Annotated in this window: 15 protein-coding genes; 4 read left to right on the top strand and 11 right to left on the bottom strand. The window is 60.9% G+C overall.

Annotated elements, in window-relative coordinates; genetic code table 11:
* Positions 1-18: 18 nt before the first annotated feature.
* From MSNKSG1_RS16060 to MSNKSG1_RS16045, 4 genes are all read right to left on the bottom strand, one after another.
* Positions 19-1509 carry an ATP-binding protein gene (locus MSNKSG1_RS16060; RefSeq protein WP_040887016.1) on the bottom strand — a complete coding sequence of 497 codons (1491 nt, stop codon included), beginning with the start codon at positions 1507-1509 and terminating at the stop codon, positions 19-21.
* A gap of 3 nt (positions 1510-1512) precedes the next feature.
* Positions 1513-2214: a response regulator transcription factor gene (locus tag MSNKSG1_RS16055; RefSeq protein WP_008940348.1), complete on the bottom strand. Its 702-nt coding sequence runs from the start codon at positions 2212-2214 to the stop codon at positions 1513-1515.
* A gap of 106 nt (positions 2215-2320) precedes the next feature.
* The gene (locus MSNKSG1_RS16050) at positions 2321-3217 is read right to left on the bottom strand and encodes an SMP-30/gluconolactonase/LRE family protein (protein WP_008940347.1); all 897 of its coding nucleotides are present in this window, start codon (positions 3215-3217) and stop codon (positions 2321-2323) included.
* Between the two features lie 3 nt (positions 3218-3220).
* Positions 3221-4201: an NAD(P)H-dependent flavin oxidoreductase gene (locus tag MSNKSG1_RS16045; RefSeq protein WP_008940346.1), complete on the bottom strand. Its 981-nt coding sequence runs from the start codon at positions 4199-4201 to the stop codon at positions 3221-3223.
* Between the two features lie 55 nt (positions 4202-4256).
* Between MSNKSG1_RS16045 and MSNKSG1_RS16040 the strand changes: the two genes are divergently transcribed.
* Positions 4257-4838 carry a QsdR family transcriptional regulator gene (locus MSNKSG1_RS16040; protein ID WP_040887015.1) on the top strand — a complete coding sequence of 194 codons (582 nt, stop codon included), beginning with the start codon at positions 4257-4259 and terminating at the stop codon, positions 4836-4838.
* Positions 4839-4894: 56 nt separating this feature from the next.
* On the opposite strand, the gene MSNKSG1_RS16035 is transcribed toward MSNKSG1_RS16040, so the two are convergent.
* From MSNKSG1_RS16035 to MSNKSG1_RS16015, 5 genes are all read right to left on the bottom strand, one after another.
* Positions 4895-6313: an aldehyde dehydrogenase family protein gene (locus tag MSNKSG1_RS16035; protein WP_008940344.1), complete on the bottom strand. Its 1419-nt coding sequence runs from the start codon at positions 6311-6313 to the stop codon at positions 4895-4897.
* Between the two features lie 37 nt (positions 6314-6350).
* Positions 6351-7457: a zinc-binding dehydrogenase gene (locus tag MSNKSG1_RS16030; protein ID WP_008940343.1), complete on the bottom strand. Its 1107-nt coding sequence runs from the start codon at positions 7455-7457 to the stop codon at positions 6351-6353.
* 45 nt (positions 7458-7502) lie between these two features.
* Positions 7503-9305, bottom strand: coding sequence for an acyl-CoA dehydrogenase (locus MSNKSG1_RS16025; RefSeq protein ID WP_008940342.1), 1803 nt, complete (start codon positions 9303-9305; stop codon positions 7503-7505).
* 15 nt (positions 9306-9320) lie between these two features.
* A complete protein-coding gene (locus MSNKSG1_RS16020) occupies positions 9321-10505 on the bottom strand; it encodes an acetyl-CoA C-acyltransferase (RefSeq protein WP_008940341.1) in 1185 nt (394 codons plus the stop codon).
* A 197-nt stretch (positions 10506-10702) separates the two neighbouring features.
* Complete coding sequence (locus MSNKSG1_RS16015; RefSeq protein WP_008940340.1) at positions 10703-12796, bottom strand: 3-hydroxyacyl-CoA dehydrogenase NAD-binding domain-containing protein; 2094 nt, start codon at positions 12794-12796, stop codon at positions 10703-10705.
* Positions 12797-13123: 327 nt separating this feature from the next.
* On the opposite strand from MSNKSG1_RS16015, the gene MSNKSG1_RS16010 reads away from it, so the two are divergent.
* The gene (locus MSNKSG1_RS16010) at positions 13124-14533 is read left to right on the top strand and encodes an alpha/beta hydrolase family protein (RefSeq protein WP_008940339.1); all 1410 of its coding nucleotides are present in this window, start codon (positions 13124-13126) and stop codon (positions 14531-14533) included.
* Between the two features lie 74 nt (positions 14534-14607).
* Here MSNKSG1_RS16010 and MSNKSG1_RS16005 read toward each other — a convergent pair whose 3' ends face one another.
* Both MSNKSG1_RS16005 and MSNKSG1_RS16000 read right to left on the bottom strand, forming a co-directional pair.
* On the bottom strand, positions 14608-15432 hold the full coding sequence (locus MSNKSG1_RS16005; protein WP_008940338.1) for an IclR family transcriptional regulator: 825 nt from the start codon (positions 15430-15432) through the stop codon (positions 14608-14610).
* Positions 15433-15707: 275 nt separating this feature from the next.
* The gene (locus MSNKSG1_RS16000) at positions 15708-17057 is read right to left on the bottom strand and encodes a hypothetical protein (RefSeq protein WP_008940337.1); all 1350 of its coding nucleotides are present in this window, start codon (positions 17055-17057) and stop codon (positions 15708-15710) included.
* Between the two features lie 176 nt (positions 17058-17233).
* On the opposite strand from MSNKSG1_RS16000, the gene MSNKSG1_RS15995 reads away from it, so the two are divergent.
* A complete protein-coding gene (locus MSNKSG1_RS15995) occupies positions 17234-18439 on the top strand; it encodes a 3-oxoadipyl-CoA thiolase (protein WP_008940336.1) in 1206 nt (401 codons plus the stop codon).
* 17 nt (positions 18440-18456) lie between these two features.
* Positions 18457-19626, top strand: coding sequence for an acyl-CoA dehydrogenase (locus MSNKSG1_RS15990; protein WP_008940335.1), 1170 nt, complete (start codon positions 18457-18459; stop codon positions 19624-19626).
* The last annotated feature ends 27 nt before the right edge of the window (positions 19627-19653 follow it).

Here is a 19653-nt window from a genome sequence, read left to right as displayed (position 1 = left end):
CATAACGGAACGGACTGATCAGCCGGTGCTGATTGCCGTCTGATCGGCCAATGGCAACCAGACCCGGAACTCAGCGCCCCCGGCGGGCCGATTACAGACCGAAATGCGACCGTCCTGCAGAGCAGCAAGCCTGTGGGCGATGGCCAGCCCCAGACCGGCATGGCCAGGGCGGGCGCTTCCCTGGTAGAACGGTTCGAACACATGCTCGACCTGATCAGGCGCAATGCCGGAGCCCGCATCCGCCACCGAAACAACCACACCGCCTTCATCACGGCGCACCGACAATGTCACCGGCTGCCCCTCAGGCGAATGATTGATCGCATTACCAATCAGGTTGTCCAGTATCCGCTCGCACAAGGCGATGTCCGCCATCGCCCTGGCCGGTTCCACGGCATCCAGCTGCAGGGGTACCCCTGCCTGTTCTGCCTCGGGCTGGTGTTTCTGGACCACATCGTGCACCAGTTCCGCCACCGCAAACGGTTCCCGCACGGCCTGTTTCTCCCGGGCTTCCAATGCCGCCAGTTCAAACAGTTCATCCACCAGCCGGGCCAGTCGGCGACTCTCCGACAGGGCTACCTCGAGGAAGCGGCGCTGCTCTGCCGGTTCCAGACTGTCCTGTTTCAGCTTCAGGGCTTCCAGGTAACCCTGGACGGAGGCGAGCGGCGTGCGCAAATCGTGGGAAACCTGAGCCACCAACTGGCGACGCTGGTGGTCCTTGTCCTTGAGCAATTCAAGCTGGGCAACAATTCGGCGGGACATCTGATCGAACCGGGCGGACAGGTAATCGATGTCGTCGCCGGTCACGGGGCGCTCATCGGCCGGATCGGTAACGGCGCTTCCGGCATCTGCCTCGAAGGCCTCCACACGCTCCGTGAGCCGGGCCAGCCGCCGGGTCAGCAGCCGGAAAAACAACAGGCCGGCCAGCAAGCCCACGAACAGGCTTACGGCCAGCGCACCCGCACCCATCTGCAACAACTGGTGACTGTGGACCATACTCTCGGCCAGGTCGTATTCCTCGCCCCGCAGGACCACATACAGATACCCGGTGGGATGGGCTTCGGACGGCACCGGGGTGACGGAAAACACCTTTCGACGATCGTGGCTGCGGGGGTCATCGCCGAGAAGCGGGAAAGCCTGTGGATCGCTGAGCAGCTCCCGGATCGGCGCCAGTGAAACCCGTTTGCGCTTGATCTTGTCGGGATCCGCCGAGTAGGAGAGGATGCGACCGTCCGAGTCGAGCAGGTAGATCTCGATGCTCGGATTGATGGTCATGTAAAGCTCAAAGAGCTTTTTCAGCGCGTCCCGGTTGAGCTGACCATCGGTCACCAGGTTACGGTCCGAGACAAGATTTCGGGCCAGGTCCCGGTTGAGTTCCTGGTTCACCGCCGCGGTGTACTCGCGCACCGAATACAGGCTTAGCACCGTGAACAGCCCTCCCACGGTGACCAGCAGCAGGAAGAGCGCCAGGGCCAGTCGGCCATAGAGTGTTCGCAACATGGGTCTTACCATGGCTCAGTCCATGAACCGGTAGCCGACGCCCCAGACCGTCTGGACGTAGTGTGGATCGGCCGGGTCGGCCTCGATCTTGTTACGGAGCCGGTTGATGTGGGTATTCACGGTGTGTTCGTAGCCGTCGTGGTTGTAGCCCCAGACCGCATCCAGCAGTTGGGCCCGGCTGAAGACACGGCCCGGGTGACGGGCAAAATACCAGAGCAGGTCAAACTCCCGGGCAGTCAGTTCCACCTCCTGGTCCCGGACAGTGACCCGGCGCCGGACCGGGTCAACGCGCAGCCCGTCGACGACGATCTCCTCCGGCTCGGGCGTCGCCTCGGCCCTGGCCGCGAGCGCATCCACACGGCGGAACAGCGCCTTGATCCGGGCCGACAGCTCCGCCACGCTGAACGGTTTGGTCAGGTAGTCATCGGCCCCCATTTCCAGTCCCAGCACACGGTCCAGCTCGGTGCTCTTCGCGGTGAGCATCAACACAGGCACATACCCCTGGCCAGCGCGGATGTCACGGCAGACCGCCAGTCCGTCCATGCCAGGCAACATCAGGTCGAGGATGACCAGATCGATACCGCCCTGGCGAAAACGGACCAGGCCCTGCTCGCCGTTATCCACCAGGACCGGTTCCATGCCCAGATCAGCCACCTGCATGCGCACCAGTTCGCCGATACCGGGGTTGTCCTCGATGATCAGTACGGTTCGTGTCATGGTCTCCCCGGACTCCCGTTCCTTTTTCGTGACTTTTCCTGAGTCTAGCCCAGAAATATCACGAAACGATCACGTCCGGAGAGATACGCAATGCCGGGGATACGACTCAGGGCCGGCCAGCGTGGGGCACAGCTACCCGGGCGGTCATCAGGACGGCCTCCCGGGCCTGCTTGCGACGACCCGCCGCAGAATCAGGTGCGCAGCACAGCAGCAGCGTCCGGCCGTCTTCACCGCCGAGCATGCAGGCAAACACACCCTGACCTTCCGGGGCACGAATCTCATCGGTGATCTCGCCACCTTCAGCCACCCGGATGCAGCGCTGGTTGAACGCATCGGCAATCCAGATCTGGCCCTCGGCATCCAGACAGCAGCCGTCCGGCCCGACCGCCAGTTGCTTCAGCATATCCCTTCGGGGTCCCCGCTCCGGACGCTCACCAAAGGCGGCCCAGGGACGGCGATTGGAAAGCTCGCCGTCCGTGCCGATGGTAAATGCCGTCATGCAGTTGCCGAACGTCTCGCCGACGACCAGCATGCGGTTATCCGGGGTAATGACCATGCCGTTCGGAAACCACAAGTCCTCGGCAACAGCGGTGACGGTGCCATCGGTGTCGATCCGGACCAGCGTCGCCGGTTCCAGATCCGCGCCACCCATCAGGTCGAAGCCGAAGTTACCGACCCAGGCGGTGCCGTCCTCGGCAACCACCATATCGTTGACGTGGCCGGTGGCATGGTCATTCAGGTCGGCATAGATTTCTGTACCGCCATCGGGCCGCCGGCGCAGGACCTTGTGATCGAGCATGGAGACCACCAGCAAGGATCCGTCCGGCAGCCAGCCTAGACCGGACGACTGCTGGGGCATGTCCAGGACCTTTTCCATCTCGCCGTCAGGCGTCACCGTGAAGACGCCGTGACGGTAGAAATCGGAGACCCACCAGCGACCATCACGCCAGCGGGGGCCCTCGAAAAAACAGCCACCGTCGGCCAGCAACGACAATCCGCTCATGGCTCAGCCTCCCAGAAAGCCGGTCAGGCGTTCGTGAACGATCGCGTTGGCATCATCGACGATCCGGCGGATCAGCTCATCGCAGGTGGGAATATCGTGAATCAGGCCAGCGACCATACCGCAACTCCAGGCGGCTTCGTCCATCTTGCCTTCCTGCAGCACCAGACGTCCCTTGGCGCCGGTCACCAGATGCCGGATATCGTCGATGGTTTCCGCCTCGCCCTTCTCGTGTTCGATCCGGATGATTTCCTGCACGGCGGCATTGTTCATGACCCGCTCGGTGTTGCGAAGGTTACGCATGATCAGTCGTGTCTGGAGCTCATCCGCCTCCAGGATGGCCTGCTTCACGTTGTCGTGGATGGGCGCATCTTTTGTGGCCAGGAACCGGGTCCCCATGTTCATGCCCTCGGCACCGAGTGCCATGGCGGCCACCAGGCTCCGGCCATCGGCCATACCACCGGACGCCACGAACGGGATGGTCAGTTCCTCCGCCGCCCGGGGCAGCAGGATGAAGTTGGGGATGTCGTCCTCGCCCGGGTGTCCGCCGCACTCGAAGCCATCGACGCTGGCCGCATCACAACCGATCCGTTCAGCCTTCAGGGCATGGCGCACCGACGTGCACTTGTGGATCACCTTGATGCCCGCCGCCTTGAGCTGGGGCATGTACTGTTCCGGGCTGCGCCCGGCGGTTTCCACCGCTTTCACTCCGCCCTGGATGATGGCATCGATGTATTCGGGATAGGGGGGCGCCTTGAACGACGGGAGAAACGTCAGATTGACGCCGAACGGCTGATCGGTCATCTCGTGACAGCGGGCAATCTCTTTGGCGAGATCTTCCGGGGTTGGCTGGGTCAGCGCGGTGATGATGCCCAGTCCGCCAGCGTTCGAGACCGCTGAGGCCAACTCGGCGTAACCCACGTGGTGCATACCGCCCTGGATGATGGGATAACGGATGCCGAACAGTTCAGTGATTCTTGTCTTCATAGCGGGTTTTCCGTTTTGTCGTTAGAATGGTTCGCAACTGTGTTATGAGGTTCCTGTGACAGCCAGAGCAACAACAAAGCCAACACCGGCAGACGCCTTCAAACGTGCCCGACGGATGTGGTTAAAGGGAGAACGCATTCACCTGGCCTCCCTTTCCGATGAGTTGAACATCGGGCGGGCCACGCTCTTCCGCTGGGTCGGCAACAAGGATTTGCTGATCGGCGAGGTGCTCTGGTCCCTCTACGAGCCGCTGCGCCAGGAAGCCCTCGCCATCACACCGGGTCACGGCATCGACTTCGTGGTTGGCGTCTACCGGCACATCAACTCCACCGTGCTGCATTTCGAGCCGCTCCGACGCTTCATTCATCAGGATCCAGAATACGCCCTGAAGATCCTGACCTCGTCCCAGTCGACATTGCGGGCCCGCACGGTCGAGGCCAACACCCGGATTCTCCGGGACCAGGTGGCGCGGGGCTATATCACCCCGCCCATGAACATCGAGAGCCTGTCCTACTTCATGGTCCGACTCGCCGAATCCTGCCTGTACAGTGATATTCTCGGCGGCCGGGAACCCCGGGAAGAAGAGCTGGAGGACGCCTGTACCGCCGTGCGAATCCTGCTCGGCGGCAAGGTCTGACCTCAACCTCCGAGGTCGGGGTCAGATGAAATTTTCATCTGACCCCACTTTAAGCTCTAAAGCTGAAGTGAACGGACTTCCAGGAACTCTTCCAGCCCCCACTTGCCGAATTCACGACCGATGCCGGAATGGCCGAAACCGCCGAACGGCGCAACCGGGTTGAAGGCTCCGCCGTTGACGAACACCTGTCCGGTCCGGAGCTTGCCGGCCACACGCTTGGCGCGGTCCGCATCGCCCGACCAGACGGCGCCGGACAGGCCATAAGGCGTGCCATTGGCGATGCGGATCGCCTCTGCCTCATCGGTGTAGGAAATAATGCTCAGCACCGGGCCAAAGATTTCCTCCTGGGCAATCCGGCTATCCGGCTTGACGTTGCCAAACACCGTTGGCCGGACAAAGAAGCCGCCCGGATTACAGCCCTCGGGCGCTTCGGGACCACCGGCTACCAGGGTGGCGCCTTCCTCGATGCCCAGTTTGATGTAGTCGATGACCCGGTCGCGCTGCTGGCCCGACGCCAGGGGGCCCAGGCGTGTGGTTTCGTCCAGCGGATTGCCGGGCGTCATCTTGGCTACGGCCGCAGCGGCCAGTTCGCAGGCTTCGTCGTGCTTGTCAGCCGGCACCAGCAGGCGGGTCAGTGCGGTACAGGTCTGGCCCGAGTTGAGCAGACAGTTGTTGACCGTCCCTTTGACCGCCGCCGCCAGATCCGCATCCGGAAGCACAACCGAGGCGGATTTGCCCCCCATTTCCAGGGCAATTCGCTTGAAGTCGTCCGCCGCCGCATGGGCAATAAGATGACCGGTCCGGGTGGAACCGGTGAACGACACCATGCGCACGTCAGGATGCTTGATCAGCGTGTCGCCCACGGTATGGCCGAGGCCGCAGACCAGGTTGAACACACCTTTGGGGAGGTCGGTGCCATCCAGAATGTCCGCCAGGATGTAGGCACTCTGGGGCGCGATTTCCGACGGCTTGAGGACCACCGTGCAGCCGGCGGCGATGGCCGGAACAATCTTCAGGATCACCTGGTGCAGCGGATAGTTCCACGGTGTGATGCAGCCGACCACACCGACCGGGGCGTACTGCACTTCGGAGTTACCGGACTGCTCGGTAAACGGAAAGTCCGGGAGCATTTTCAGGTAGGTCTTGGTAACGGTGGCCGGCATACCCGCCTGAATGGCTGTGGCCAGCTTGATCGGCATGCCCACTTCCCGGCACACGGTCTCGGCAATCTCCGGCGCCCGCTCCTTCAGTCCGGCGTGGAGCTGCTCCAATACCTTGATCCGCTGTTCCAGCGTGCTTTCGGACCAGGACTCAAATGCGGCATCAGCCGCGGCCACGGCCTGTTCCATTTCCTCGCGACCGGAGGCCGGTACCCGTGCAATCACCTCGCCCGTGCCGGATTCGTGGACGTCGATGGTCTCACCAGACCACGCGACCCATTCGCCATTGATGTAATTCTTGCTCAGATCATTCATAAGGTTCCCCTTGATCAGTCTCTGTCCGCCAGGGTGTTCATTCGAACACGATCACGCCCCGGGCGTTCTTGCCCGCCACCATATCATCGAATGCCTGGGCGGCGTCCTCGATCGGATAGGTGCGGGTGATGAGTTCGTCCAGCTTCAGTTTACCGGCCTTGTAAAGCCCAAGGATGCGCGGGAAATCGTGCTGCGGGCGGGCCGAGCCCAGCCAGCTGCCCTTGAGGGTCTTCTCGTCGGCAGGCAGCGTCAGGGTGGTGAGCGACGTCTTGTCCTTCGGATCGGCCACGCCCACCACGACGGCGGTGCCGCCGCGGCCCAGGCTCTTGTAGGCCTGCTCGACGACCGGTCCCGCTCCGACGCATTCAAAGGCATAGTCGACACCACCCGTGAGCTTCTTCACCGCCTTGGCAGCGTCCTCGACCTCGTTGATATCGACGGTATGGGTCGCGCCAAATTCCCGGGCCATTTCCAGTTTTTTCGGGTTACTGTCGACCGCCACAATCATCTCGGCACCGGCGGTGGCACAACCCTGGATCGCGTTCAGGCCGACACCGCCAATACCGAAGACCGCGGCCCGGGAGCCCGGCTCCAGCTTTGCGGTATTGAACACCGCCCCGACACCGGTCATGACGGCACAGCCGACCAGCGCGGCATTCTGCATGGGTACCGACTGGTCCACCTTGACGCAGTTATCGACGTGCATGGTGGCGTACTCGGCCATCACACCACAGGCCCCGAACACGTTCAGAGGCTCGCCGTTGGCGTCTTTGGTGCGCACGGTTCCGTCCGGCAGGGTAAACATGGCTTTTCTGGCGTTTTCACAAAGAACCGGACGTCCGCGGACGCACTGGCTGCACTTGCCACACATGGAGATGAAAGAGCTGACCACATGGTCGCCTTCCTTGAATTCGGTCACGCCCTCGCCCACTTCGATCACAACACCGGCGGCTTCATGACCCAGGACCAGGGGAGGCGGATACTGGATCTTGCCCGTGGTGGCGGACAGATCGCTGTGGCAGACACCACAGGCCGCAATCTTGATGGTGATTTCGCCCCGTTTGGGGCCCTCGACGGTGATGGTCTCGACCTGGACGGGCTTGCCCCATTCCCGGCAGACCACCGCTTTGGCTTGTCTGTCCATCTGTACTCCCCTTGTTTTGTTGACGTTGTTGTCGTGTTCGGCTTTCTAGAATTCCTCGTCGGCCATATTCAGGGCGGTTGTATCGACCGCTTTCAGCAACTCGGCCGTGTGCAGGACCCCAGGTAATTCGTAACGGGCAAAATAGTCACAGGCCCTTAACTTACCTTCATAGAACCCCGCTGTCTGCTCACCGTCACCCGCCAGCCCGGCGAGCGCCCGGATACCCTGACGCAACCAGAGCCAGCCAACCACCAGTTGACCGAAAGCATCCAGGTACAAGGTGGCATTGGCCAGCGCCTGCTCTTTGTCTCCGCCGGATTTTTCGGCATTGATGGCGTCGGTTGCCTCGGCCATCGCGCGGACGGCACGCTCCAGCCGATCGGCATTATCGGTCAGGCGCGGGTGCTGACGGGCCTCGCCAATCGACGTTTCGATACGGTCCATCAGGGCCTGGTAGAAGCGACCGCCTGCCAGCGATACCTTGCGCCCGAGCAGGTCCAGCCCCTGGATACCGTGGGTGCCCTCGTGAATCGGATTCAGCCGGTTATCCCGATAGAACTGCTCGACCGGGTACTCCCGGGTATAGCCATAACCACCGTGCACCTGGATCGCCAGACTGTTGGCCTCCAGGCAGTATCGCGATGGCCAGGACTTGATGACCGGCGTAAGCAGGTCGAGAAGACCGGCCGCCAGCTCCCGCTGTTCCCCGGTCTCGGCAAATTTTTTCTCGTCCACCAGCATCGCGCCCTGCAGGCATAACGCCAGTCCACCCTCTACATAGGCCTTCTGGGCCAGCAGCATGCGGCGGATATCGGCGTGGCGAATCAACGGAACCTGGGGACTTTGCGGATCTTTCTCGCCCACCGGCCGCCCCTGCCGACGTTCGCGGGCGTAATCCAGCGCATGCAGGTAGCCGGTATATCCCAACATTACCGAACCCAGACCCACGCCGATGCGGGCCTCGTTCATCATGTGAAACATGGCCGCCAGGCCCTGATGCGGCTGGCCAACCAGATAACCGACGGCACCGTCCTTCTCACCAAAATTGAGCATGGTGGAGGTGGTTCCCCGGTACCCCATCTTGTGGATCAGGCCGGCCAGCGCGACATCGTTCCGTTCACCCAGGCTGCCGTCTTCATTGACCAGGATCTTGGGCACCAGAAACAGGGAGATCCCCTTGACCCCCGCGGGCGCATCCGGGAGGCGCGCAAGCACCATATGGACGATATTGTCACTGAGTTCGTGATCGCCACCGGAGATGTAGATCTTGTTGCCGAACAGGCGATAGCTTCCGTCCGCCCGAGGTTCCGCGCGAGTCCGCAGATCGCCCAGGGAAGACCCGGCGTGGGGTTCGGTCAGGCACATGGTGCCGAAGAACCGCCCCGCCAGCATCTGCTCGGCGTAACGGCTTTTCTGTTCATCACTGCCGTGGGCCAGGATCAGGTTGGCAGCCGCGATGGTGAGGCCGGCATAGCCCTGGGTCCCCACATTGGCCCCTTTCAGCATGCCCACACACATCTGGGCTACAGCCGCTGGCAGTTGCATACCGCCACGCTCGTAGTCCTGACTGGCCGCCATCAGGCCGGTGCCTTTGAGAACATCCAGCGCCTTGCGAACCTCCGGGCGCATTTCCACCCGGCCGTTCTCAAAGGTGGGCTCTTCTTCGTCCACCAGCCGCGCGTGAGGCGCAAACTCCTCGGCCGCGACCTTCAACGCAAGGTCAAGCGCCGCCTGCAGCGTCTCGCGACTGTGATCCGCATACCGATCAAACCTCAGGACACTTTCCACATCGTGCAGTTCGTACAGCTGGAAGGCCAGATCACCGGGATTGACGATTTTCTGCTGCATGGCGACGCCCCTCCGTTATACCACTTCGAACAGACCGGCAGCGCCCTGGCCACCGCCGATGCACATGGTCACCACCACGTACTTGGCGCCGCGGCGCTTGCCCTCGATCAGGGCGTGGCCGGTCAGACGGGAGCCGGTTACACCGTAGGGATGTCCGACAGCGATGGAGCCGCCGTTAACGTTCAGCTTGTCCATCGGGATGCCCAACCGGTCACGGCAGTAGACCACCTGGGACGCAAAGGCTTCGTTCAGCTCCCACAGATCGATGTCGTCCATGGTCAGGCCGGTGCGCTCAAGCAGACGGGGAATGGCGAACACGGGGCCGATACCCATCTCATCCGGCTCACAACCGGCAACGGCAAAGCCGCGGAAGATACCCATGGGCTCAATGTTGTTCTTCTCGGCGTAGGTGCTGTTCATCACCGTACAGACCGACGCGCCGTCGGACAGCTGACTGGCGTTACCCGCCGTCACGAAGTTGCCTTCACCCCGAACCGGATCCAGCCCCTGCAGACCTTCCAGCGTGGTGTTCGGACGGTTGCACTCGTCACGGGTCAGCGTGACATCCTTCTGGCTGACCTCGCCGGTCTCCTTGTCCTTCACCAGCATGGTGGTGTCGTAGGGCACGATCTCATCGTCAAACTTGCCGGCTTCCTGGGCCGCGGCGGTCCGCTGCTGGGAAATCAGCGCGTACTCATCCTGGGCTTCCCGGCTCACGTTATAACGCTGGGCCACGATGTCCGCAGTCTCGATCATGGACAGATACAGCTCGGGCTTGTGCTTCATCAGCCACTCATTGGTGGCATGGAAGCTGTTCAGCTTGTCGTTCTGGACCAGAGAGATGGACTCCACGCCACCGGCAACCATCGCCGGCACCTTCTCGGACACCACACGCTGGGCCGCGATGGCGATGGACTGCAGACCGGAGCTGCAGAAACGGTTGATGGACAGACCGGCGGTGGTCACCGGCAGCCCGGCACGAATTGCCGCCAGGCGAGCCATGTTCTTGCCCTGGGCGCCTTCGTGGAAAGTCGCACCGAGAATGACATCCTCGACAATCGCCGGATCAATACCGGCACGCTGAACCGCGTGCTGGATCACATGACCGGCTATATCCACGCTGTGGGAGTTATTCAGTGCACCCCGATAGGATTTGCCCAGACCGGTGCGGGCAGTGGAAACAATAACGGCATCAGACATAACAAACGTCCTCATATGGTCGAATGGGTTGTACGGCGTCTCATTGCAGCCCGTTCCAACCCGAATTCAAAATTCTGTCGGTCGCGGGGCGGGAACCCTTTTCCGCCGGGAAAAAGATGTCTGAGCGAAGCGAGTTCTTTTCCCAAAGGAAAAGGGTTCCCGCCCCGCGACCCGCCCCCGAGTTGAGTCCCGAGTAATCAGAGATCCCCGAACGTCTTACCCTCAGCAACCAGCTTCTCCAGCAACGCCGCCGGCTTCCACTGCTCACCACCCACGGTGTCCTGATAGGTCTTCACGGCCTCCAGAATGGTGTCCAGGCCCAGCTGATCGGCCCAGAACATGGGACCACCACGGTAGGCCGGGAAGCCATAGCCGTAGATCCAGACAATGTCGATATCCAGCGACCGGTCCGCGATGCCCTCTTCCAGGATCTTCGCGCCCTCGTTGATCATCACGTACATGCAACGCTCGAGAATCTCCTGATCGGAAATCTCCCGCGGCGTAATGCCCTGCTCCTTACGGAATTCCTCGATCAGCTTGTCAACCTCGGGATCCGGGATCGGCTTGCGGCTGCCTTCCTCGTAGCGGTAGACACCGGCCTGGGTCTTCTGGCCAAGGCGGTTCTGCTCGGCCAGCTTGTCCATCCAGCTCGGCTCCACGTGCTCACCCGCATTCCGGCGCTCCTCGCGGATGCGGTAGCCGACATCAATACCGGCCAGGTCCGACATGGCGAACTGCCCCATCGGGTAGCCCAGATCGGTCAGCACCTTGTCCACCTGCTGCGGCGTGGCACCTTCATTCACCAGTGACATGGCTTCGGCACCGCGCTTGTGCAGCATCCGGTTGCCCACGAAACCGTGGCAGTTGCCCACCAGGACACCCACCTTTTTAATCTTCTTGGCAACCGCCATCACGGTGGCCTTCACCTCGTCAGAGGTCTTCTCGCCGCGGACGTTCTCCAGCAGCTTCATGACGTTGGCCGGGCTGAAGAAGTGCATGCCCACCACATCTTCCGGACGCTTGGTGGCGGAGGCGATCTCATCAATGTCCAGGGTAGAGGTATTGGACGCCAGGATCGCACCCGGCTTGCAGACCGCATCCAGCTTGCTGAAGATCTCTTTCTTGATGGCCATGTTCTCGAACACCGCCTCGATCACCAGATCGACGTCCTTGAAGTCGTCGTAGGTCAGGCTCGGTGTAATCAGCGACATCCGCTCTTCCACCTGCTCCTGGGTCAGCTTGCCCTTCTTGGCGGAGTTCTCGTAGTTGCGACGGATGATCGCCAGGCCCTTGTCCAGGGCTTCCTGTTTCACTTCCACCATGGTGACCGGAATCCCGACGTTGGCGAAGTTCATGGCAATACCACCGCCCATGGTGCCGGCACCGATCACACCCACGGTTTTCACATCACGGACCGGGGTATCCTTGGACAGCCCCTTGACCTTGGACACTTCCCGCTCGGCAAAGAACGAATGGATCAATCCGGCGCGCTGGGGCGACTCCATGCACTCCATGAAAAGCTCACGCTCGCGCTTCATGCCTTCGTCGAACGGCAGGTTGAAGGCCGCTTCCACCGCATCCACGCACTTGAACGGAGAGAACAGGCCGCGGGCGCGCTTTTTCAGACCTTCACGGAACTGATTGAACACGTCACTGCCTTTCTCGGCATCGATCTTGTCGGTGATGTCACGAACACGACGGACCGGCTTGCCCTCGTCAGCCAGCTTGTTGGCAAACGCGAGGCCGGCGGCGCGAATGTCTGAACCATCCTCGACGGCATCGACAATACCCAGTGCCAGGGCGTCTTTTGCACCCACAAACTCACCGGTCGTGATCATTTCGAGCGCTTTCTGGGCGCCGGTCAGACGCGGCAGGCGCTGGGTGCCACCGGCGCCGGGCAGCAGCCCCAGCTTCACCTCCGGCAGCCCGACCTTGGCACTGCTCAGGGCAACCCGGTAGTGACACCCCAGGGCCGTTTCCAGACCGCCACCAAGGGCCGTACCGTGAATGGCGGCCACAATCGGCTTGTCGCTGCTCTCAAAGGTATTGACCACTTCGGGCAGGCCCGGCTCCTGCATGGGCTTGCCGAACTCGCGGATATCGGCACCGGCAATGAAGGTCCGGCCTTCGCAAACCAGAAGCAGCACCTTGGCTTCGGCATCTTTCTGGCCCTGTTCCAGAGCGGCAAGCAGCCCGGAGCGGACCGCATGGCTGAGGGCATTCACCGGCGGATAGTTCACGGTGATGACACCGCTGCTTTGTTCACGGGAATAGGTAACGACGTCCGACATAGAGCCTCCTTCAGTAAACCGGATACAGGCGTCGACCATGCAACCCAGCACCAGACAGTGCAAGCATCGTCGACGTTTATGTTTTTTCGAAATCTAGTTTTATGGTGCGAAACTAGGATCAATGTACTACGGGTTTTCTTCGATTTTCAACCAAATTTGAGTTCCACGAAATCAGATACTGCAAATCAGTACCATTCTTGACTTATCAGGACTTAAGTGCCTTAATTTTTTGCCATGGCAGCATATTGTTCTGCCATGCAAAACCAAAAACCACAAAAACAATGAAGCGGCCTTTTCGAGGGACCACTTCAAACAAAGGACTGAAACATGCCTATCTCAAAGCACGCCCTGTGGGCGACTGCCCTGGCTTCCACGCTGGCGCTGACCGCCTGTGGTGGCAGCAACAATGAATCCACCACTGTAACAGACCAATCCGAGCCGGCCCGCGATCAGGATACCCGATCGTTCGCGGTCGATCCGGCAAGCCTGGAATTCGAATCCGAGACCGGAACCACCACCGACACCTGGTGGGGCGTCATGGATAACGGAGCCGGCTACCGGGTGGAAGTTCCCGATAACTGGAACGGGGTTCTCGTGATGTACGCCCATGGCTATCGCGGCACGGGCGAAGACCTTACCGTGAGCAATCCCGCCATCCGCAGCTGGCTGATCCAGAACAATTATGCCTGGGCCGCATCCAGCTACAGCAAGAACTACTACGACGTGCAGGTCGGTGTCGAAGACACCAACGAACTGGCCCTGAAATTTACCGACATCGCCAAGGCCAATGGCCGCACCCTGGCAGCCCCTCACCAGACCTTTATTATCGGCCACTCCATGGGTGGTCACATCGCTGCGGCGGCTGTGGAGCAGGAAACACTCTCGTCGGCGCGGAACAAGGTGTATTACGGCGGCTCCATGCCCATGTGCGGGGTTGTCGGCGGCACCTACGAGTTTGACTACCTGCTCGACTTTACCTTTGCCGCCCAGCACGCAGCAGGCCTTGGCCCCGACAGTTACCCGGCCGATTTCGACCAGGCCGCGATTGACAGCGTGCTGTGGACCACTGCGCCCTCATTCGCTCAACAAGGAGTGCCAACGGCCGAGGGCCAGAAGCTTGAAGCCATCGTGAGAAACCTCACCGGGGGTGATCGTCCGGTCTTCCAGGCTGGATTCCGCGGCGGCTACTACAACGTAGTGATGGGAACGGGTGGACGTGACGGCACCGTCAACGGCATCCTCAGCCGCGACCTGAGCGGCAACATGGATACCTTCTATCAGCTGGACAACGATCCGACCCGCTCCGCAGAGGAAAACACCTTCAACAACACCATCCTGAGAGTCGAAGGGGACCCAATGGCCAACGCACCACAGGCGGACGGCCTGCGCTACATCCCTCGCGTAAACGGCCAGTTCTCGGTGCCGGTACTGACCCTGCACGGACTGGGCGATCTGTATGTTCCGTTTGTGCACGAACAGCTGTATCGCAAACGTGCGATCGCCAATGGCAGCGACAACCTGCTGGTCCAGCGCGCCATCCGGGAGCCACTGCACTGCAACTTTACCGAGGCGGAAGAGTCTCAGGCCTTCAGCGACCTGGTCAACTGGGTAAACACGGGGTCCAAACCGGCGGGAGACAATGTACTGGATGCCTCACAGGTGTCCCAGTCCAAGTACGGATGCCAGTTCTCGGACAGCAACCGCACGGACTTCATGGGTGACTGTAGCGCGATCTGAATGGTGGTCGTATAAATAAAAAGGGGCAGCCTGACCGGGCTGCCCCTTTTTATGTCCACATCAGCAAATGACGCTCAGACCCCCAGGGATTCAATATCCCCGGCCAGCATTGCCAACTGGTGAGCCACCGATTCACGGAGCTTTTCAGCCGACACCAGATAGGACGGGGCGGCACAGGTCAGCGCCATGATGGTGCCATCCTGCAGATGGATGGGCACGCCGGCAGAGTTGATGTTCCGGTCCCACTCTCCCAGGGACAGGCAGAAACCATGCTCTTTGTAATCCTGCATGGCCTGCTCCAGACCGGCCTTCTTCTCGGGCCAGGAATCTCCGTATTTTGCCTCCATGGATTCGTCAATCAGCTTACGACCATTGTCGCTGATGGCGCAGTAGTAAGCACGCCCGGCGGATGTCGTGGCCATGGGCAGTTTCAGCCCGATTTCCATGCGGAGCAGGGACGCTTCTGGCGGCAGGCGGTTCTCCACGTAAATCATGTGAAGACGGTCGCGGCAGGTCAGCCCCACGGACATGTTGGTCTGGCGCGCGAACTCATCCATATAGGGCTTGGCGAGCTGACGCACCTTCAGGTTCGAGACATAGGCGTAACCGAGTGCCAGAACCCCTGAGCTCAACTGGTATTTTTCCAGCTGGGTGTTGTAACTGAGGTACCCCAGCTTGGTCAGCGTGTAAGTCATCCGCGACACAGTCGGTTTTGGCAGACCGGTAATCCGGGCGATGTCCTGGTTTCCCAGAATCACGGATCCCTGACTGAAGGCCCTGAGGACGTCCAGCCCGCGCGAGAGCGCCTCCACAAACTTGCGATCCTTCTCCGGCTTTACCGGTACGCCATCGCCGGACGCCACCCGTAATTCTGGTGAATCAATGTTTGCTTTTGCCATATTCGGGCGCCTCCAGCAGCTTAGCCTGATCCGGTAACCGGGATATTAGTATTATGAATAACCAAAGATGCGTTATTTTAATCATTGAACAACTCAAGTGCCAGCAACTCTTTTCAAAAGTCGTGCCAAATGTGAAACACTCTGGCGTTATGTTTCAAAATAAGACTCGCTTAGCGGTACACACGTGCGATTTTTGCCCACTTTTTCGATATTTCATTTTGCTGGTCGGAATTTTTAGGCCTGCACCTTTCCCAATTGGTGAGCCGAAACGGTTATCAGGATAACCAGAGCAGCACCAATGCAGTCCAGACGGCCAGTACGGGCAGTGCGATCAACACAAACACTCCGTTCCAGCGGAACGCCACAATCCAGCGGGATACCTGCCCAAACCGCGACAACAGCATGACCGAAGGACCAAATGGCGACAGCATCATGGCCAGGGAAAACCCGATCACAAGCGCTACGGCGATGACCAGAGGGTCCAGCCCATCCGCCACCAGTGCGGGCAGCAGTCCCGCCTGGACACTGAGCACCGTAATCGGAATCACACCGAGCATGGAGAAGAGCGGCAGCATCAACAATCCAATAACCGCCAGCAAAAACACCCCTTCGCCGGAATCGACAATGCCATGCAGGGAGTCCGCCGGAATCATCGCCGACAGGGCCACCCCGAGAATGGCCGATGCGGCAAAGATCGCCATTTCATTCGCCATGCCGGCGACCTGCCCGACGGCTTCGTCGAGAACCGACAGGGTTCCGCTCTCAATGGCCATATAAAGGAGGGTGACTGCCGGAACCGCAAACATGGCGGCCACCGACACCTTGAATCCGGTCAGCAAAACCAGCAGCGCCATCAACGCAAAAACGATGGTCAACAGAACGAGCAGCTTTGCGGTGCCCGTCGGCCAGGCATCGAGCACCATTCGTTCACCACTGATCTGCCGAAAACGGCGATGCTCCAGAAACCAGCCAATCAGAACCAGCAATAAGGCGGACACCGCACCGTAAGGCAACAGCTGCGACCAGCTCAGCTGTGGTAATTCTCTCGTGAGGATGGCCACAGCGACGCTGGTCGGAGCCACCAGGGGAACCAGGGCAAACCCCCGCAGTGCACTGATAAGGACGCTCCGAAGCCAGATCAATCGGGATCCGCCCTCAATCCCCCTCTCCCTCAGCGTCTCCGAGAGCGTGCCACACAGGAGACTCATCATTCCGAAACTCAGAACGGATGCCACACCACAACTCACGAGGGCGTATTTGGGGTACAGCCAGAAGGCTCTCCCCCCTAACAGGACATCATGAATACGGCGCAAAACCTCAAACCGCCGGACCAGGCACTGCATCATGCCGAGACTGCCAAGAAATGCCGCATAGAATGCGGCGTCCGCAGAGGCCTTGAACCATTGCTCCGGAGTCAGGTGCCCGGCAATTCCGACCACCATGAGCGTTGCCAGGGACAGCAAAAACAGGGCACGGGCATAACCATTGAGGCGTGGAAGCGCCGCCAGGAAAGCCAGCACCACCAGAACACCGGCAATCTCGCTGACCGCGCGAACACCGGAGCCGATTGCCAGCAGCTCCAGGAGGACCGCGAGTGTCAGCAGCCATTGTAACGCCTTGCTCATAAGGCGGGCTCCGGTTCACCGTTTAACACTGCTTGCATTTCCCATACGTGCAGATTAGTCTTTTCCAACCGTTTTACAAAACTTGGTTTCGCTTGTCGAAATCATATTAGCACAAGTGGCAGCGCAACTCCGACCCTCCCGTTCTCGCCTGCCCAGAATTGCATGAGGGATTCCCTATGAGCGCGTACATATATGATGGTCTGAGGACCCCCTTCGGCCGTCACGCGGGCGCCCTTGCCAGGGTTCGTCCGGATGACCTTCTCGGTCACGTCATCAAGGCCCTGGTGGAACGGAATGACTTTGCGCCGGATGCCTATGAAGACGTCATTGCCGGCTGCACCAACCAGGCTGGCGAAGACGCCCGCAACCCGGCCCGGCACGCCGGCCTGCTCGCCGGTCTTCCGGTGGAAACCGGCGGACTGACGGTCAACCGCCTCTGTGGCTCCGGACTGGCAGCCATTATCGATGCGGCCCGTGCGGTACGGTGCCAGGAAGGCGAACTGTTCGTCGCCGGCGGTGCAGAGAGCATGAGCCGCGCCCCGTTCGTCATGGCCAAGGGCGAAACGCCTTTCAGCCGCGACTTCCGTGCCTTCGACAGCACGATTGGTGCCCGCTTTCCGAACCCGCGTATCGAACGCGAGTTCGGGTCAGACACCATGCCGGAAACCGCCGACAACATTGCCCGGGAACTGAATCTCAGCCGGGATCTGGTCGACCGCTTTGCCGCCCAGAGTCAGGCCCGTTATGAGGCGGCCCGGCGCACCGGCTTCTTTGAGGGCGAGATCCTGCCCATCGACGTGCCCCAGGGTCGTAAAAAGCCCCCGTTGAGCGTCGAGCATGACGAACACCCACGCCCCCAATCCAATCTTGAGGCCCTGTCCGGCCTGCGCCCCCTGTTCGAAGGCGGGGTTGTTACCGCCGGCAATGCGTCCGGCATCAACGACGGCGCGGCGGCCCTCCTGATCGGTTCGAGGGAAGCGGGCGAAAAAGCGGGTATTGTCCCTCGCGCCCGCATCGTGTCTGCGGCTATCGCCGGTGTTCCACCCCGGGTGATGGGCTATGGTCCGGTACCCGCCAGCGAGAAAGCCCTGGCTCGGGCCGGGCTTGCCCTGGCTGATATGGACGTTATCGAAATCAACGAGGCGTTTGCCGCGCAGGTACTCGGTTGTGCGACGAAACTGGGAATTGATCCATCCGACAGCCGACTCAACCCCAACGGCGGCGCTATCGCCGTTGGCCATCCGCTGGGCGCTTCCGGCGCCCGCATCGCCCTGACAGCCCTTCGCCAACTGGAACGCAGCGGCGGCCGCTACGCCCTGGTCAGCATGTGCATTGGCGTCGGTCAGGGCATTGCCGCCGTTATCGAACGGGTTTCCAACTAATTTTCAGGAGAACATGTATGGCTTCCGCACCTTGGGACGACCTGCTCAACTTTGATCAACAACTGGACGAAACCGAACGCCAGGTCCGGGACAGCATTCGCAGCTTCTGTGACCAGCGCCTGATGCCGGGCATCATCGAAGCCAACCGGCACGAGAAATTCGATCGCACCATCTTCAACGAAATGGGCGAGCTGGGTATGCTCGGTGCAACCCTGCCGGAGGAATACGGCGGGCCCGGGCTCAACCACGTCTGTTACGGCCTGATAGCCCGTGAAGTGGAACGGGTTGATTCAGCGTACCGTTCAGCGCTCAGCGTCCAGTCCTCCCTGGTCATGTACCCGATCTTCTCCTATGGCCAGGAAGCGCTGAAAAAGCGCATCCTGCCAAAACTGGCTTCGGGCGAGATGGTGGGGTGCTTCGGTCTGACTGAACCCAACCACGGGTCCGATCCGGGTGGCATGGAAACCCGGGCCAAAAAGGTCGACGGCGGCTACCTGCTCAGTGGCTCCAAGACCTGGATCACCAATTCACCCATCGCCGACGTCTGTGTGGTCTGGGCCAAGCTCGACGGCACGGTCACCGGCTTTGTGATTGAACGGGAAGGCGCGAAGGGCCTCGACACGCCGAAGATCCAGGGCAAGTTCTCGCTGCGCGCCTCCGACACCGGCTCCATCTTTATGGATGAAGTCTTCGTGCCCGAGGAAAACAAGCTGCAGGTCGAGGGACTGAAAGGCCCATTGAGCTGCCTGAACAAGGCCCGGTTCGGCATCAGCTGGGGTGCCCTGGGCGCCGCCGAATTCTGCTGGCACGCGGCCCGCAACTACACGCTGGAGCGCAAGCAGTTCGGCAAGCCGCTGGCTGCCAACCAGCTGATCCAGAAGAAGCTGGTGGATATGCAGACGGAAATCACCATCGGTCTGCAGTCCGTTCTGCAACTGGGCCGGATGATGGACGCGGGCATCGCGACACCGGATGCGGTGTCACTGCTCAAGCGCAATAACTGCGGCAAGGCACTGGATATCGCCCGGGTTGCCCGGGACATGCACGGCGGCAACGGCATTGCCGATGAATACCACGTCATCCGCCATGTGATGAACCTGGAGGCCGTGAACACCTACGAGGGCACGCACGATGTCCACGCGCTGATCCTCGGACGCGGCCAGACCGGCATCCAGGCATTCAGCTGAATCGCCTGACAGCGGGTTGACCCCGAA

The sequence above is a fragment of the Marinobacter santoriniensis NKSG1 genome (assembly GCF_000347775.1).
Taxonomy (GTDB): Bacteria; Pseudomonadota; Gammaproteobacteria; order Pseudomonadales; family Oleiphilaceae; genus Marinobacter; species Marinobacter santoriniensis.
This window is presented reverse-complemented; position numbering and strand designations above follow the sequence as displayed.